18 protein-coding genes are annotated in these 15675 nt (G+C 60.0%); 5 read left to right on the top strand and 13 right to left on the bottom strand.

Translation table 11 applies throughout. The features are described 5' to 3' along the window. Nucleotide 1 precedes the first annotated feature (1 nt). From MNODULE_RS00470 to MNODULE_RS00455, 4 genes are all read right to left on the bottom strand, one after another. Nucleotides 2-358 (bottom strand): hypothetical protein, encoded by a 357-nt coding sequence (locus tag MNODULE_RS00470; protein WP_181070896.1) that lies wholly within the window; start codon nt 356-358, stop codon nt 2-4. Beyond that, nucleotides 358-1104 (bottom strand): nucleotidyltransferase family protein, encoded by a 747-nt coding sequence (locus MNODULE_RS00465; protein ID WP_168057543.1) that lies wholly within the window; start codon nt 1102-1104, stop codon nt 358-360. The genes MNODULE_RS00470 and MNODULE_RS00465 overlap by 1 nt, the downstream gene beginning before the upstream one ends. After that, nucleotides 1101-2192 (bottom strand): aminoglycoside phosphotransferase family protein, encoded by a 1092-nt coding sequence (locus tag MNODULE_RS00460; protein ID WP_168057542.1) that lies wholly within the window; start codon nt 2190-2192, stop codon nt 1101-1103. The genes MNODULE_RS00465 and MNODULE_RS00460 overlap by 4 nt, the downstream gene beginning before the upstream one ends. Nucleotides 2193-2331: 139 nt before the next feature. Continuing rightward, complete coding sequence (locus tag MNODULE_RS00455; RefSeq protein WP_168057541.1) at nt 2332-2640, bottom strand: hypothetical protein; 309 nt, start codon at nt 2638-2640, stop codon at nt 2332-2334. Here MNODULE_RS00455 and nikB point away from each other — a divergent pair. Together nikB and nikC are read left to right on the top strand one after the other, a co-directional pair. Further along, a complete protein-coding gene (gene nikB / locus MNODULE_RS00450) occupies nt 2624-3544 on the top strand; it encodes a nickel ABC transporter permease (RefSeq protein WP_168057540.1) in 921 nt (306 codons plus the stop codon). The genes MNODULE_RS00455 and nikB overlap by 17 nt on opposite strands. After that, the gene (gene nikC / locus MNODULE_RS00445; RefSeq protein ID WP_168057539.1) at nt 3537-4343 is read left to right on the top strand and encodes a nickel transporter permease; all 807 of its coding nucleotides are present in this window, start codon (nt 3537-3539) and stop codon (nt 4341-4343) included. Before nikB ends, nikC begins: the two co-directional genes overlap by 8 nt. Nucleotides 4344-4354: 11 nt before the next feature. Here nikC and MNODULE_RS00440 read toward each other — a convergent pair whose 3' ends face one another. The 3 genes from MNODULE_RS00440 to MNODULE_RS00430 form a co-directional block, all read right to left on the bottom strand. Then, nucleotides 4355-4711 carry a hypothetical protein gene (locus tag MNODULE_RS00440; protein WP_168057538.1) on the bottom strand — a complete coding sequence of 119 codons (357 nt, stop codon included), beginning with the start codon at nt 4709-4711 and terminating at the stop codon, nt 4355-4357. A gap of 64 nt (nt 4712-4775) precedes the next feature. Further along, on the bottom strand, nt 4776-5153 hold the full coding sequence (locus MNODULE_RS00435; protein WP_168057537.1) for a VOC family protein: 378 nt from the start codon (nt 5151-5153) through the stop codon (nt 4776-4778). 25 nt (nt 5154-5178) lie between these two features. Next, nucleotides 5179-5583 carry a hypothetical protein gene (locus tag MNODULE_RS00430; protein ID WP_168057536.1) on the bottom strand — a complete coding sequence of 135 codons (405 nt, stop codon included), beginning with the start codon at nt 5581-5583 and terminating at the stop codon, nt 5179-5181. Between the two features lie 222 nt (nt 5584-5805). Between MNODULE_RS00430 and treZ the strand changes: the two genes are divergently transcribed. Beyond that, complete coding sequence (gene treZ / locus MNODULE_RS00425) at nt 5806-7683, top strand: malto-oligosyltrehalose trehalohydrolase (protein ID WP_168057535.1); 1878 nt, start codon at nt 5806-5808, stop codon at nt 7681-7683. A 37-nt stretch (nt 7684-7720) separates the two neighbouring features. Next, entirely contained in the window at nt 7721-9763 is a 2043-nt protein-coding gene (locus tag MNODULE_RS00420) for an amylo-alpha-1,6-glucosidase (protein WP_168057534.1), read from the top strand. Between the two features lie 43 nt (nt 9764-9806). On the opposite strand, the gene glgX is transcribed toward MNODULE_RS00420, so the two are convergent. Next, on the bottom strand, nt 9807-11936 hold the full coding sequence (glgX, locus tag MNODULE_RS00415) for a glycogen debranching protein GlgX (RefSeq protein WP_168057533.1): 2130 nt from the start codon (nt 11934-11936) through the stop codon (nt 9807-9809). A gap of 132 nt (nt 11937-12068) precedes the next feature. Between glgX and yihA the strand changes: the two genes are divergently transcribed. Next, nucleotides 12069-12656 carry a ribosome biogenesis GTP-binding protein YihA/YsxC gene (gene yihA, locus MNODULE_RS00410; RefSeq protein ID WP_168057532.1) on the top strand — a complete coding sequence of 196 codons (588 nt, stop codon included), beginning with the start codon at nt 12069-12071 and terminating at the stop codon, nt 12654-12656. A gap of 52 nt (nt 12657-12708) precedes the next feature. Here yihA and MNODULE_RS00405 read toward each other — a convergent pair whose 3' ends face one another. The 5 genes from MNODULE_RS00405 to MNODULE_RS00385 form a co-directional block, all read right to left on the bottom strand. After that, nucleotides 12709-12966: a type II toxin-antitoxin system RelE/ParE family toxin gene (locus MNODULE_RS00405; protein ID WP_168057531.1), complete on the bottom strand. Its 258-nt coding sequence runs from the start codon at nt 12964-12966 to the stop codon at nt 12709-12711. Beyond that, entirely contained in the window at nt 12953-13195 is a 243-nt protein-coding gene (locus MNODULE_RS00400) for a CopG family transcriptional regulator (protein ID WP_168057530.1), read from the bottom strand. Before MNODULE_RS00400 ends, MNODULE_RS00405 begins: the two co-directional genes overlap by 14 nt. Nucleotides 13196-13227: 32 nt before the next feature. Next, nucleotides 13228-13671, bottom strand: coding sequence for a hypothetical protein (locus tag MNODULE_RS00395; protein WP_168057529.1), 444 nt, complete (start codon nt 13669-13671; stop codon nt 13228-13230). Nucleotides 13672-13885: 214 nt separating this feature from the next. Next, nucleotides 13886-15004 carry an eCIS core domain-containing protein gene (locus MNODULE_RS24355; RefSeq protein WP_181070894.1) on the bottom strand — a complete coding sequence of 373 codons (1119 nt, stop codon included), beginning with the start codon at nt 15002-15004 and terminating at the stop codon, nt 13886-13888. 127 nt (nt 15005-15131) lie between these two features. Then, nucleotides 15132-15650: a hemerythrin domain-containing protein gene (locus MNODULE_RS00385; RefSeq protein WP_168057528.1), complete on the bottom strand. Its 519-nt coding sequence runs from the start codon at nt 15648-15650 to the stop codon at nt 15132-15134. Nucleotides 15651-15675: the final 25 nt, after the last annotated feature.

Below are 15675 nucleotides of genomic sequence, written 5' to 3'. Positions count from 1 at the left end.
CCTACGTCGTCACCACATCCTGCAGATCCCCCAGGAGCAGAAACGGCTCTCCCCACTGGGCCGGATCGGTCAGGCTCCAGGGGCTTTCCGAGTCGGGTTTGAATCGAAGGCCGCAGTTGCCGGCGCTGTGGAGAAGGTAGGCGACGCCGCTGCCGGAGTCTTCGACCGGCTGGATGAACGCCCCGGCGGTCGGCGCTTCCTCCCGGTCGGTCCATCCGGTCACCTGATACCACCGGCCGTTTGGATCGTGATCGTAGAGGCGGACCTGAACCACTTCCTTGGCGGGGCCGATTTCGCGAAACCGCATCATGTCGGCGGGCCGGCAGTTCGGATTCTCTTCGATCTCTTCGAGGATCATCAGACCGCCGTTTCGGAGCGGATGTAGCTGAGTCGGATCTTTCCTTGTTTCAGATCGCGGTCGGCCTTTTTGTAGCGGTCGAGCTCGCCGATATCGTTCCAGTAGCCCCGCGTCACATACCCGAAGAGCTTCTCGTTTTGGCGGAGCATCTCCACGTACGCATCGGTGATCGAGTAAAAGGTCCGGGGGGGAACATAATCCATCACGTGCGGCTCCATCACATGGACGCCGGTAAACATCATCCGGCGCGACTTCTCCCCGCTCCACGACGTCTTTCCGAGAATGTTCCGGATCTGATCTTTGGGATCGACTTCGATCGCTCCGAAGCGGTCCACTTCCGGATCGTCCCGGAGGACCAGCGTGGCCGCCGCTTTCTTTCGGTGATGGAACTCGACCAATTTATCGAGGTTCAGATCGATCAGGATATCGGCGTTAACGACGAGGAAGGTCCCCCGCGCGATCGCCGTCTGAATCTGCTTGATCCCGCCGCCGGTTCCCAGGATCTGCGGCTCTTCGGAGTAGGTGATGTTCATCCCGAGACGGAGACCGTTTCCGACCTCTTTGATGATCTTATCGGCAAGGTAATGAACATTGATAAAAACGTCGGTGATCCCGTATTTCTTAAGGAGAAGAAGGTTGTAGTAGATCAGGGGGCGCGGCCCCACCGGCAGCAGCGGTTTCGGGAGGTCATTGGTCAGGGGACGAAGCCGCGTTCCATATCCCGCGGCCAAAATCATTGCTTTCATTCCGGTTGCAACTCCTCTACATATTCGGCCAGAAGGGCGTGCAGCGGGGCCAATCGCCGGTGTTTCTCAAGATTCCGCTTCACCTTCCGCAACGTCGGCGGAACATACTGAAGAAAGCGCGGATTCCGCTTCACCCGGTCGATGTAGACGAACCGTCCCGCTGCCTTTAAATTCCGCTGGATGCTGACCAGGTCGAAATACTCCCGGAACATCTCCGGCGGCACCCGCTCTCCCGAACGGGCCTCTTTCCGCTGAAGGTAATAGGCGATCAGATCGTCGATCACCTGTTCCGGAAGATCGATATACGAGTCGCGCAGCAGCGAGGCGAGGTCATACTGCGGCGGGCCCATCAAGGCGTCTTGAAAGTCGATCACGCGGACCGCGAACCCCGCGGAGTCGGTCTGGACCATCAAATTCCGGCTGTGGTAATCGCGATGGGTGAAGACCTGCGGCAGAGAGGCGAGCCGGAGGGCGATATCTGAAAAGTAGGCCCGTATCGCGTCGCGTTGCTTTTGAGGGATCGGCGTCCCGGTTCGGGCTTCGATGCCGTATTCGATAAAGTGATCGAACTCCCAGACGAAGAGCGCCTGGTCGAAGGCGCGATGGTGCGCGATGCAACCGTTGGAAGGGGCGGCGCTCGCATCCATTTGAATCGTCAGGAGGGTATCGATCGCTTTTTGATAGTATTCTTTCAAAGCGGCGGGATGGCCGGACGCTTTCTCTTGAATCACCTGGGCGAGGGTGACGTCGCCGAGATCTTCCAGGAGCATCCATCCGCGCGCCGCATCGTAGAAGCGGATCTCGGGGACCGCCACCTTGCAGACGCGGAGGTGCCGCTGAATATTGATGAAGGGGAGTTCGGCCGTCTCGGTCGGCGCGCCGCTGACCGCCTCCTCGGAGGCCTTGAAACCTTCCGGCGCCGCCAACACCATCAGAACAAGAGATCGGGCCGATCCGTTTTCCTTCCACGAAACCCGGTGATAGGACCGGTTGGAGGCGTCCCCGGCAAGGGGGGTGATTTCAATTTTTTCCGCCGAAAGACCGAGCGCGCCGTTTAAGATTTTCCGGAGGTGTTCTGAATCGACCATGGATATCCCAAAACCGCTGCTATTCTGCCATTAATTCTTTTTCCTGTCAATTCGCCCGGATTCGTATGGTCACCCCGGTTTGTAGGGGCGGCCGACGATAAAGAGAGCCCCATTTTTCAGCTTGAAAATCGGAGCGGCTTTATGGAATAATCCCCGGGAAAATCAGCTTGAGCTTTAGCGTATGACCCCGCAGCGAAGAAAACTCGTTTTGACCCTGTTCACGACGGCCTGCATCTTCGGTTTGATGGTGGCCCTCTTCCTCGGTTACCAGCTTTTTCAGAGTCGCATGAAGATCTTCTGGATCTTCAGCGCCTATATTTCGGTGTTGACCGGCGTTGTCATCTTCTTCGGTTTCCGATTGATCGGGGGCGGCGCCATAGAAGGCGATTGATCGTCTACCGGTCGGCGGATCACCCGTTTTAAGAGAGGCGATGGCCCGTTTTCTCATTCGTCGGCTCCTCTGGTCGGGGCCGGTCCTTCTCGGCGTCTTGACGCTGGTCTTCTTTCTGATCCACCTCATCCCAGGGGATCCGATCGATGTGATGCTCGGAGAGCGGGCGGCGGAGGCCGACCGCGCCGCCCTTCGGGAGGCGCTTCACCTCGATGATCCGATCCTGACACAATACGGGCGATTTCTCGCCGGGGTCGCCCGGGGCGATTTGGGCCGGTCGCTCACCTCCCAGCGGCCGGTCGCCGGCCTGATCCTGGCGCGCTACCCCGCCACCCTTCAGCTTGCCGCCGCGGCGCTGCTCCTCTCCCTTTCGATCGCGCTGCCGCTCGGCATCCTCTCCGCCGTTCGCCCCCGCACCGCCGTCGATGCCGGGGGGCTTCTTTTCTCTCTCTTCGGCGTCTCGATGCCGACCTTTTGGCTCGGCCCCCTTCTGATCATTCTTTTTTCACTGAAGCTCGATTGGCTTCCGGTTTCCGGCCGCCACGGGATCGCCTCTCTGGTCCTTCCGGCTTTGACGCTCGGCCTCGGGATGTCGGCGATCCTCGTTCGGATGACCCGCTCCTCGCTATTGGAGATCTTCCCGAAGGAGTTTGTCCTCGCCGCGCGGGCGAAGGGGCTCCCGGAGCGGCGGGTGATTTTAAGACATGCCCTTCGAAACGCGTTGATCCCGCTGTTGACCGTCGTCGGTCTTCAGATCGGCGCGCTGCTGACCGGATCGATCATCACCGAAACGATCTTCTCCTGGCCCGGTCTGGGGCGGCTCACGATCCAGGCGATCCAAAGCCGGGATTACCCGCTCGTCCAAGGGTGCATCCTCGCCATCGCATTGACCTATCTTTTGGTGAACCTATTGATCGATCTTCTCTATGCCGCGGCCGACCCGAGGGTGCAGTATGAATAGAGACAAACGGATCACCCTCGGCCTGATTCTCCTGACGCTCTTTTTAATCGCCGCCCTCTTTGCGCCGCTTCTGGCGCCGTATGATCCCTTCGATCAACAGTTGAAAGAGGGGCTCGCGCCTCCTTCCGCCGAGCACCCGCTCGGTCAAGATAAGCTGGGGCGGGATCTGCTCAGCCGGATTCTCTACGGTGCGCGGATCTCCCTTTGGGTCGGCGTGGCGACGGTGACGATCTCTCTTACGATCGGCTGTCTGGTGGGGGCGATGGCCGGCTTCTTCGGAGGGTGGCTCGATGAGCTCTTCATGCGGCTGGTCGATATCTTTCTCGCCTTTCCCGGCATTCTCTTGGCGATCGCCCTGGCGGCGGTGTTGGGGCCGAGCCTTCGGAACGTGATCATTGCGCTTTCGGTGATGGGGTGGGTCGGCTACGCCCGGCTGGTCCGGGGGCAGATTCTGGTGGTCCGGGAGTTGGACTATGTGGCGGCGGCGCGGGCGCTGGGGGCGGGGCCGCTTCGAATCATCACCCGCCATCTCTTTCCGAATATCGCCGCGCCGATCATCGTTGAAGCGACGTTCGGTATCGCCGGGGCGATCGTGACCGAGGCGAGCCTTTCGTTTTTAGGGCTCGGCGTCACCCCGCCGACGCCGAGCTGGGGGGCGATGTTGAGCGACGGCCGCTCGTTTCTCCTGCTTGCCCCGCATCTCACCGCCGTTCCGGGGTTGGCGATTATGTCGGTGGTGATGGCGCTGAACCTGTTGGGAGACGGCTTGCGCGATCGGATGGATGTGAAAAGCCGATAAGGGAGGAGGGTCTAGACGACGTCGATTGATTCGGCGGTTTGGTCTTCGTGATCGGCGAGGGCGCGGACCCGCACTTTATCTCCCGGCTGCAGCGCCCCGAAGGCCGCCGGGCGGCCGTGGATCATGATCTCCGTCTGCGCGGTGACCCTGACCTCCTGGGCGCGGCTGAAGATTCCCGGTGCGATCCGGATTCGTTTGGTGATCGGATCGATCTTGACGATCTTCCCCCGGACCTCCTTCAGCTCTTTTCGTTTCGGCGCTTTCGCGAGGGTCGGTGTTTCTTCGGCCGAGATCCCGGCGGCGGGGAGAAACGGGAGAATCGTCATCAAGGCAAGGAGGACTGCGATATAAAACAATCGGACCACCATTTTCGTTTCCTCAAATCAGACGCATTTGTCTCGATTGTAACCGAAGGGAGGCGGGGCGTTCAAGTCACGCCATTTCAACGAGCACCAGGCGATTGCCGTCGGGATCATGGAGAGAGGCGAAATCGGCGCCACCCGGCGCGGTCGTAATCTTACCGCATTTCACCCGCTTTCGTTTCAGATCGGCCACCACCTTCTCGATATTTTTCACCCGAAGCATGATTCCCCAGCCGCCGTCGGCCATCCGCTTGGCCGCTTTCGGTTTTTTCCCCTTCTCCGCTCCGATCGAATGGAGGCCGAGGACCGTTCCTCCCGGCAGGTTCAGTTCGACATAGTAGGGACGATTGATCGACGGCTTCAGGCCGAGCTTCGTATAAAAGGCGACCGATTTTTTCATGTCGCGGACACCGGCCATCACCCAGGAATCGGAAATCACTTTTGGCATTTTACCTTCCCTTCGTTGAGGGATGTCACCATCCCTTGAGGACCTTTCGAAGCTTCTCGACATCGTTCTCGTCGCACCAGACATACGCCGAGTAGCGCTCTTCGAAACCCATCGCGTCGACGGCGTGAAGATTGATCCCCTCCTGCGCGATCCGGTCGAGGGTGTCGGCGAGCGCCCCGGCCCGGTCTTCCCCCGTCAGGTGAAAACAGCTCCCCTCGCGGATGCTCCAGCCGGCCTCTCGCGCCACCTTTTTGAAGGCGTGCGGGTCGCGCGGAATCGCAATGATCTCCGCGTTGCCGCGGCCGGTCCCGAAGCTCCAGACCCCCGCCAGATTGATCTCATGCTCCGACATCGCCTTTGAAAAGCGCGCGAGCTGGCCGGGACGATCTTCCGTTGCAATCAAAAAATAGGTTGCCCGTGTGATATCCATTTTGGACTCCCGTCGGTGGTTGAGTGAGGCGATCGATTGAATATAGACCGCAATCGGATGAAGAGCCGTCGATAAGATAGCGAAATTTCGCGAAAAAGGCAAGGTGAGAAAGAGGAATGTCAAGTCAAACTGAAAAGGCCGCCTTTCCCCTTCCTTGAAACGCTTCGATTCAAACCTCTATAATTTTAAAGAGGGGGGGTGCATTCATTTCGTGGAGCATTGATGATGCAAAACAGAATCGGTTGGAGATTGGGATTGGGGGCGGAGGTTCAAGAGGCCGGGGTTTTGTTTCGGGTGTGGGCCCCCAAACACCGACGGCTGGAGGTCGTGATTGAGGGGAGGGATGGAGATGGAAAGGCAATTCCGTTAGAGGCGGAGAAAGGGGGCTATTTTTCGGGGACCGTTCCAGGCATCGGCGCCGGCGCGCGTTACCGTTACCGGTTTGAGGATGGGACGCGCTGTCCCGACCCTTGTTCCCGGTTTCAGCCGGAGGGGCCGCACGGGCCGTCGATGGTCGTCGATCCGGGAGCGTACCGGTGGGGGGATACGGCGTGGCCCGGCGCGCGCCTTCCCGGCCAGGTGATCTATGAACTGCACATCGGCGCCTTTACCCAGGAGGGGACCTTTGATGCGGCGGCGCGGGAAATCGAAGAACTCCAGCGGATCGGAATTACGATGATTGAGCTGATGCCGGTGGCCGAGTTCCCCGGCCGCTGGAATTGGGGGTACGATGGAGTCGCTCTCTACGCGCCGTCTCATGTATACGGCGATCCGGAGGGGCTGAAGCGTTTCGTCGATGCCGCCCATCAACACGGGATCGCGGTGATTCTCGACGTCGTCTACAATCATGTCGGACCCGACGGCAATTATTTCAAATCCTTCAGCGACGACTATTTTACTGACCGCTACAAAAACGAATGGGGCGAGCCGATCAACTTCGACGGGCCCGGCTCAAAAGAGGTCCGGGAATTTTTCATCCGGAATGCCTGCTACTGGATCGCCGAGTTTCATCTCGACGGCCTGCGGCTCGATGCGACGCAGCAGATTTTTGACTCAAGCCCGAGACATGTCTTAGCCGATCTGTCGCGCCGCGCCCGCGAGGCCGCCCGGCCGCGGGAGATCGTGTTGATCGGGGAGAACGAGTCGCAGCAGGTGATCGCGCTGGCGCCGGTGGAAAAAGGGGGGCACGGCCTCGACGCCCTCTGGAACGACGATTTTCACCATTCGGCGCTGGTCGCCCTGACCGGCCGGCGGGACGGTTATTTCACCGACTATCGCGGCGAGGCGCAGGAATTCATCTCCGCCGTCAAGCGGGGTTTTCTCTATCAGGGACAACACTACCTTTGGCAAAAGAAGCCGAGAGGATCGCGCGTGACGACGGAGCCGGCCGCCGCCTTTGTCCACTACATTCAGAATCACGACCAGGTGGCGAATCATCTCCGGGGAGAGCGGCTAAACGCATTGACCCATCCGGCGCGGGTCCGGGCGATGACCGCCCTTCTTCTTCTCCCCCCCGAGACGCCGCTGCTCTTCATGGGGCAGGAGTTCGGCGCGTCGAGTCCGTTTCTCTTCTTCGCCGATCACAACGATGCGCTTGCCCCGGAGGTTCACAAAGGACGGAGGGCATTTCTCGCGCAATTTCCAAGTTACGCGACGCCGGAGGCGCAGCGGGAGATTCCCGACCCGCGGCGCGATTCCACCTTTCTGCAATCGAAGCTCGACTTCTCCGAGCGGGAGAAACACGCCGGGATCTACCGGCTTCATCAGGACCTTCTCACATTGCGCCGGGAAGATCCGATTCTCGCTTTGCAGTCGCGGGAGGGGATCGACGGCGCGGTCCTGGGACCGCGGGCCTTCGTCCTGCGGTTCTTCGGGAAGGAGGGGGACGATCGCTTGTTGGTCGTCAATCTTGGACCGGACCTCGATCTGCGGCCGGCCCCGGAGCCGCTCCTGGCGCCGGTGAAGGGGGGCGCGTGGCGGCTGGTCTGGTCGAGCGAAGATCCGCGCTACGGCGGCCCGGGGGCGGTTCATCCCTACGGCCCGGACGGCTGGCGACTCCCCGGCGGATCGGCAGTTTTTCTCTCGGCGGTTCCCGCCTAACCGAACTTTCAGCGCAATTCGCTTCAGAGGGCGATCCATGAACGAACCGATTCTGACCTTCCCCTGGAACCGAGCGCAAGATCCGGAGTTTCTCCGGACGCGCGAATGGCTGGCGACCAACGGGCTCGGCGGGTATGCCTCCGGCACCCTCCTCGGCATCCCAACCCGCCGCTACCACGCCCATTTCGTCCCGAATCTTCCGCGGCGGGGGAGAACCGTCTTTCTCCCCCGGCTCGATGAGGAGATCGTTTTCCCCGATCGGACCGTTCTGTTCGGGGGGGCGGAGCGGGCCGATGAAACGATGGAAGGAGAGAGCCATCGCTATCTCAAAGCGTTCCGGCTGGAGTGGATGGTTCCGACCTGGCGGTTCGATCTCGGCGACGGCTTTCTCGAAAAACGGATCATCATGCCGTACAGCCAAAACACCGTCTATGTCGTCTACCGTCTGGAAGGAACGAAGCCGGTCCGGATGAACCTCCGCCCGTATGTCACCTTTCGTGGCCATGACGGCCCGCTGCGGGACGATCTAAAGTGGCCGATCCCGGTGCGGGTCTTTCAGGGCTGCTGCGAATTTAATTTGCTGGAAGAGGCGCCGAGCTTGAAGCTCTGTCTTCGGCCGAGCGGGCGGGCGTTCACTTTCGAAGAGAAAAGCAGCGGGCCGCTCCTCTATCGGGTGGAACGGGACCGGGGGCACGATCATCTGGCGGAGCTTCATAGCCCCGGTTATTTTACCGTGGAGCTCTTTCCGGGAGAGCCGGTGGCGCTGGTCGCCAGCACCGAGCCCTGGGAGCTGCTCGATCTTCCGCCCGCCGCCGTTTTCGAGGCGGAACGGCGCCGCCACGAGAAGCTCCTGGCGCTGGCGCCCTCGGCGGCCCGCAGCGGGCTGACGGCGCAGCTCGCTCTTGCGGCCGATCAATTCATCGTCCTTCCGGGAAGCCGCCTCGAAGAGCACGCTCTGGCGCGGGCCTCGGGAGATCAGGTGCGGACCGTCATCGCGGGATATCATTGGTTCACCGATTGGGGGCGGGATACGATGATCAGCCTGGAGGGGCTGACCCTCTGCACCGGGCGCCACCGGGAGGCGGGTGCGATCCTCCGGACCTTCTCGCATTATCTGAAAGACGGCCTGCTGCCGAATCTCTTTCCGGAGGGGATGCGGACCGCCCTCTACCATACTGTCGATGCGACCTTCTGGTATTTTCATGCGATCGATCGTTATGAAAGAGTGACGGGCGACCAAGAGACCTTGCGGGCCCTCTTCCCCGCGCTCAAATCGGTGATCGCGCAGCACCTGAAGGGGACCCGCTTCGGAATCGGGGTCGATCCCAACGACGGATTGATCCGGCAGGGAGCGCCGGGGCTGCAGCTCACCTGGATGGACGCCAAGGTCGGCGATTGGGTGGTGACCCCGCGCCGCGGCAAGCCGGTGGAGATCGAGGCGCTCTGGTACAACGCTTTGCGCTTGATGGCGCTTTGGGCGGGCGAAATGGGAGAGCCTTCTCAGGAATATGCCGAGCTGGCCGATCGGGCTTATCAATCGTTCAACGCCCGGTTTTGGTATGAGCCCGGCCGGCACCTCTACGATGTCATCGACGGGGAGAACGGGGACGATCCGAGCCTCCGTCCGAACCAGATTTTCGCGATCTCGCTTCGTTTCCCGGTCTTGGTGAAAGAGCGATGGCGGCCGGTGATCGATATCGTCACCGAGCGGCTCCTCACCCCGGTCGGCCTGCGGACCCTCGATCCGGCCCACAAAGATTACCGGCCCCGCTATTTCGGCGATCTTCGTGCGCGGGACGCCGCCTATCATCAGGGAACGGTCTGGGCCTGGCTGATCGGCCCCTTCTTCGACGCCTGGCGGAAGGTTCACGGCGACGGGCCGCGGGCGGAGGCGCTCCTGAAGGGGTTCGAGTCTCACCTCTACGACAACGGGATCGGTACGATCAGCGAGATCTTCGACGCCGAGCCCCCCCATACCGGCCGCGGCTGCATCGCACAGGCCTGGAGCGTGGCCGAGGTGTTCCGCGCCATGGTGGAGAGCAAGACGGCCGACGGTCTTCCGCCGCCGAAAGAGTCGTAGAGACGTCCCGCCGGGACGTCTCTACAGTGTCATCCGAATCGCCCTACAAACCCGCCTGTCTGAACAACACCAACGCCCGTCCCGGAAGGGAAAAAGATTCGCCGCTTTTGAAACGCTCCGGCTCCCGATCGGGGGCGGCGGTGTCGATGCAAATCTCCCAGATCTGGGGGGCCGGCTCTTTCGGGAGGGTAAATTCAATCGGCTCGTGATGGGCGTTCATCAAAATGAGAAAGGCGTCGTCGCGGATCGGATCGCCGTGCCGGTCGGTTTCATCCAGCTCCTCCCCGATCAGCCGAAGCCCCAAGACTTTTACAAAAAAGGTATTCCATTCGTTTTCGGTCATCTCTTCTCCGTCGGGCCGGAACCAGGAGATGTCTTTGACGCCGGCGCCGTGGATCTTCCGCCCGGAGAAATATTTCCTTCGGCGGAAGATCGGGTGCTCATGCCGGAGGCGGATCAGCTTTTTCGTGAATACCAGGAGGTCCCGCTGGCGGCCGCTCCACTCCCAATGGTGCCAGGAGAGGGGGTTGTCCTGGCAGTAGGTGTTGTTGTTTCCCTGTTGGGTCCGGCTGACTTCGTCGCCGCCGAGGAGCATCGGGACCCCCTGGGAGAGGAAGAGGGTCGCCAGAAAGTTCCGCTTCTGCTGCTCCCGCAGCGCGACAATCCCCGGATCGTCGGTCGGCCCCTCCGCCCCGCAATTCCAGCTGTCGTTTTCGTTGATCCCGTCCCGGTTCTCCTCTCCGTTGGCGATGTTGTGTTTCTCGTTGTAGCTGACCAGGTCGTTCAGCGTAAAGCCGTCGTGCGCGGTGATGAAGTTGATGCTGGCATACGGCCGCCGCCCGTTGTGTTGATAGAGATCGCCCGATCCAGCGAGCCGCCACCCCATCTCGGAGATATGGCTGTCGTCGCCCCGCCAGTAGCGCCGGACGGCGTCGCGGTACTTCCCGTTCCACTCGGTCCAGAGGACCGGGAAGTTGCCGACCTGGTAGCCCCCCTCGCCGACGTCCCACGGCTCGGCGATCAGCTTGACCTGGGAGAGGACCGGGTCTTGATGGATGATGTCGAAGAAGGCCGCGAGCCGATCGACGTCGTGCAGCTCCCGCGCGAGCGTAGAGGCGAGATCGAAACGGAATCCGTCGACATGCATCTCGTTGACGAAGTAGCGGAGCGAGTCCATGATCAGCTGCAATGTCCGGGGGTGATTCATGTTCATGCTGTTTCCGGTCCCGGTGTAGTCCATGTAGTAGCGCGGCTGGTCGGGGACGGTTTTATAGTAGGCGAGGTTGTCGATGCCGCGGAAGGAGAGGGTCGGGCCGAGATGGTTTCCCTCCGCCGTGTGATTGTAGACGACGTCGAGGATCACTTCGATTCCGGCGGCGTGCAGCGCTTTCACCATCCGCTTGAATTCCCCGACCTGGCTTCCCCGCTCGTTCGAGGCGGCGTAGCGGACGTCGGGGGCGAAGAAGCCGATGCTGTTGTATCCCCAGTAATTCGAGAGCCCTTTTTCGATCAGATACATATCATCGACATGATGATGGACCGGCAACAGCTCCACCGCCGTGATCCCGAGCTCTTTGAGATAACGGATCGCCGGTTCCGAGGCGAACCCGGCATAGGTTCCCCGAATCCGCTCGTCGATTTCCGGATGCTGCGCCGTGAACCCTTTGACGTGGACTTCGTAGATAATCGTTTTATGCCACGGGGTCCGAAGCAGGCGGTCGTCGCCCCAATCGAAAGCGGTGTCGATCACAACGCTTTTCGGGACGGAAGCCCCGTCGTTCCGATCGTCTTTTTTCAGGTCTTGGTCGGGGTTTCCCAGCGGATAGGGGAAGAGGAGATCGCTCCATTGGATGTTCCCGGAGATCGCCTTGGCATAGGGATCGATCAGGAGCTTGGCCGGATTGAACCGGTGTCCCTGCTCCGGCTGGTAGGGTCCGTAGACGCGGTATCCGTAGAGCTGTCCCGGGCCGATGCCGGGGAGATAGCCGTGCCAGACCTGATCGGTCTGCTCGCGCAGGCGGATCACGGCGGCGGCTTTCTTCGCGTAGACTTCGTCATACAGGATGAGCTCGACGGCGGTGGCGTTTTCGGAAAAAAGGGCGAAGTTGGTCCCTTCGCCGTCCCAGGTGGCCCCCAGGGGGTAGGGTTGGCCCGGGCAGAGTTTTATTTTCATGGCTGGAATCCTCACGCTGATCAATATCTGATTATGATTATAACGGCTTCGTTCGAGCCGATGCAAAGGGGGGAGGAAGAGGGGAGAGGAACGTGCTTGCTTTTTGCTGCCGTTTCATGCAGCATCGGATTCATGAAATTGACTTCGGTGGAATATATCAAAGGGTGTACCGCGATCGAGGATTGTCCCAAGGAGCCGCTTCCGGAGATCGCTTTCGTCGGGCGATCGAATGTCGGGAAGTCGTCGCTGATCAATTCTCTCCTGGGGCGGAAGATCGCCTATGTCTCCTCCACGCCGGGGAAGACGCAGCTGATTCATTTCTTCAAGATCAACCGGAAATTTTTTCTCGTCGATCTCCCCGGCTATGGCTACGCCAAGGCGCCGATGTCGGTGCGGATGCAGTGGGGGCCGATGATCGAGACCTATCTGACGAAGCGGAAGCAGCTGAAAGGGATCGTCCTCTTGATCGACCTTCGCCACCCGGCCGCCTTCCTCGATCAGGAGATGAAGAAGTGGCTCGACCACTTTCAGGTACCGACCCTTTATGCGGCGACGAAAGCCGACAAGATCGGGCGGAATCAGAGAAAGGAGCAGATCGAGGCGGTGAAGGCTTCATTCGGGATTTCCGACGTCATCGTGACCTCGGCGGAAAGTAAAGAGGGGAGGGATCTTCTTTGGAAAGAGGTGGAGCGGGTGGTGTTAGGACAAAAAGATCCTTGATTCTCCGGGGAGGGCTCGTTTGCTATCGGATTGAAAATGAATCGTTGAGATCTTATCGGTAGACTTCGCGTCGATGTCCCACTTTCACAATGACGACAGTGAGATTTTCATCTGCAATCGAATAAATAATCCGATAGGCGCCTTGTCTAATCCGGTATTTCTCTTCGCTGGAGAGCTTTTCGTAGCCGGATGGCCTTGGATCGTTGGAGAGGAATCGAATTCTTCTGATGATGCGTTGACGGTCTTTCTTGGGAAGGGCTTCGATTTCTTTGACGGCGGAAGGTTTGATGAGAATTTTATAGTTGGCCACGTTTCTTCATCTGCTTGAGGACATCCTCAAAGAGAAGATTGGGCTCGCCGGCTCTCTTTTCAAAAGCAGCCAAGTCCTCTGCATCTTCGGCCAGGCTTTTCCTTACTGCGTCATTGACCAGATCCGAGAGCGATTGATCCGTCTCTTCGGCCTTTAATCGCAAAGCCTTGTGTAGCTCTGAATTGAAGGAGATGGTTGCTCGTTTCTGTTTTTTTTGTTTTGTCTTCATGGGAGGCAGTATAACGCAACAATCTCATCGGGTCAAATCGCTCTGACGGAGTTACGATAAAGAGGGTTCAGCACCTGCTCCCTATTATTTAGTTCCGTTTTCTCGCCTTCTTTGATCGCGCGGGAGAATACCCTGTCTTCAGAGGCGACGCGGCGTCGCGTGGACGTGACCTTTTCCCATTCCTTTACCGGCCCATCCACGATCCGAAAGAGCGGGTGCGGGTCAGGCGCTGTGACCTTTTTACCCTTCCGAAAACTTTCAGACCCGCGTGCCTGCAACTTATTCCTCAAGTGCTTCCACTCATAGAGGAGCTGACCGTCTGTCTCATCAATCGTCCCCCGAAAGCGGCGGCGCGCGATTTTCGTTCGATCGAATCGATAACCTCGCCGCGTGGCTTCCTGATAGACAATCGACAAATCACTTGCCATTGCCGCGACCGGCGCACCCGTTGCTAAGAATTGCGATTCGTGGCTCACATTGAAGGTGCATCTTGGAGGCCACTATAATCGAGTCTGCAAAAATTTTTCAATGAACTAACTTCTGATAGGAATCGGTCGGGTTAGGTTAGATCAGCACGCTGATGAGATACGGATAAACTTTCCCTGCCAGCCGAAGGCGTCCGAAAGGATGAGGACTGTGGTGTTATCGATAGAGAGTGGGATGATCTCTTCAGAGAGTATCCCAAGGACCTCACCGGCACTGCCGGCATTCCAATTTGTCGACCCCCACGTTTCGAATGCCCCCGCTCGCCATCAGGTTGTCGGCGTCCGGTTCGTGGTTCCCATGGTCGAGGAGGACGTGGCCGATTTCGTGGGCGAAGGAATCGGTCCGGGCGTTGTTGCCGATCACGACCACCTGATCGCCATGCTGCGCCGGCCAAAAAGCTTGGGCGACCTTCGGTCCGGAGAAGCCGGGGACGTAATAGGCATGGATCGCGCCGGCGCCCCCCGGTTTGTGGCCGGTCATCTCGGTCTCTTCGGCGGTCAGCGGGCGGACGGTGCCGGAGGGGGCGTTTAGAATCCCGGTCGGGGCGTCCCGGTCCAAGACATCGGTCGCCCACGATTCGCCGCCGACCATGTTGATCTTGATCGAGCACTGATGCCAAATGGTGTTGGCGCGGGCGATGTCGGCGGAGGCGTCGCGGGTGGCGCCGGGGAGCTCGACGACGTAGACGTCGATCGTCGTCTCCGGGACGCTGGTTTCGCAAACCGGCTGCCGCTGGACAACGCTAGGCTCCGAGGCGGTGTTTTGCTGTATGACATGTGTCAGCTCATGGGCGAGCAGCCGGCGGCCCGCTTCCGTTCCGGGAGCATACTCGCGCGAACCGAAGACGATGTCGCGACCGAGCGTGAAGGCGCGGGCGTTCAGCGACGCGGCCGACTGAGCGGCGGAGGCGTCGGTGTGAACGCGGACCGCGCTGAAGTCGTGGCCGAACCGGGGTTCAAAAAAGGTCCGAACAGAATCGGGAAGGGGGTGTCCGGCGGAGAGAGACCCGAGGCCCGTTTGTGTTCGGGGGGCTTGTTCTTGTTTCTGACCGGAAGGCGACGCTGGCGCCCGGAGGATTTCTTCTGCAACGCGATCGGCGTCCCGCTCCGACCGATCCTCCGGCGCGCTTACTTTGATTCCGGCGGGGAGGGAGGCCGTCTGAGCGTGAGCGCGGAAGAGCCGTTGCACGGCCCGGTTTCCTGCGGTCCGTTGTAAATTGACAATGGGGTTGATCGGAGGCCGGGAGGCGGAGGAAGGTTTTCGGGATCTCGCGGCCGGATCGGTTTTCCGCGCTTTATTTTCCTTGCAGCCGCATTCACCCATTCGGCGTTAATCCTTATTTAAAAAAGATGGGATCGCCGTTCGAAAGAGATTTTCACCCCCTCCGTTCTGTATAACCTATTTTTGCAGTGCAGATCAATCCCGATGGTCGGGTCCCGTCGATCCGTTCTTATCTCTGCGCGTGATCGGCGTAATCATCGAAGTTGTATCCGGCTCTTACGAGAACGCGGCGGAGAACCTCGAAGACGTTGGGATCGCTCTTGTGAGGCATCGCCGAGACCTCCGGCGCGCTCCGGACTTTCGCCAAGAGATCATCGAGCCTCTCCCCCGCGAGCTGCTCGCAGATCTCATACAAGCCTCCCGGTGACTCTTCGATGACGTTGTGATCGGCGAGGATGGCCCGGATCGCGGCGATGATCTGAGGAGAGGGATGCGGGACCAGGAGGGTGGCGAGGGCGCCGTGGTCGAGTCGAAGTTTTTCCGCCATTGGAAGCGGCGCGCCGCCGCGCGCTTGTTGCGCGGCCGGAAAGAGGATCTTTTCCTCCATGCCGATATGTTTGAGAAGCCCTCGGCGGAATGCCTCGTACGAAGCGGACTCCACTTGGGCCGGGTCGGCGGCCGCGCGATTCAGCAGGTCTTCCAGCCGCCGGTGGTCATCGATGAAGAATCGGTAAAGGGGTCCCGTCATTTTTCATCTCTCCGTGTCAGCGAGA

The organism is Candidatus Manganitrophus noduliformans (genome assembly GCF_012184425.1).
Classification (GTDB): domain Bacteria; phylum Nitrospirota; class Nitrospiria; order SBBL01; family Manganitrophaceae; genus Manganitrophus; species Manganitrophus noduliformans.
This window is presented reverse-complemented; position numbering and strand designations above follow the sequence as displayed.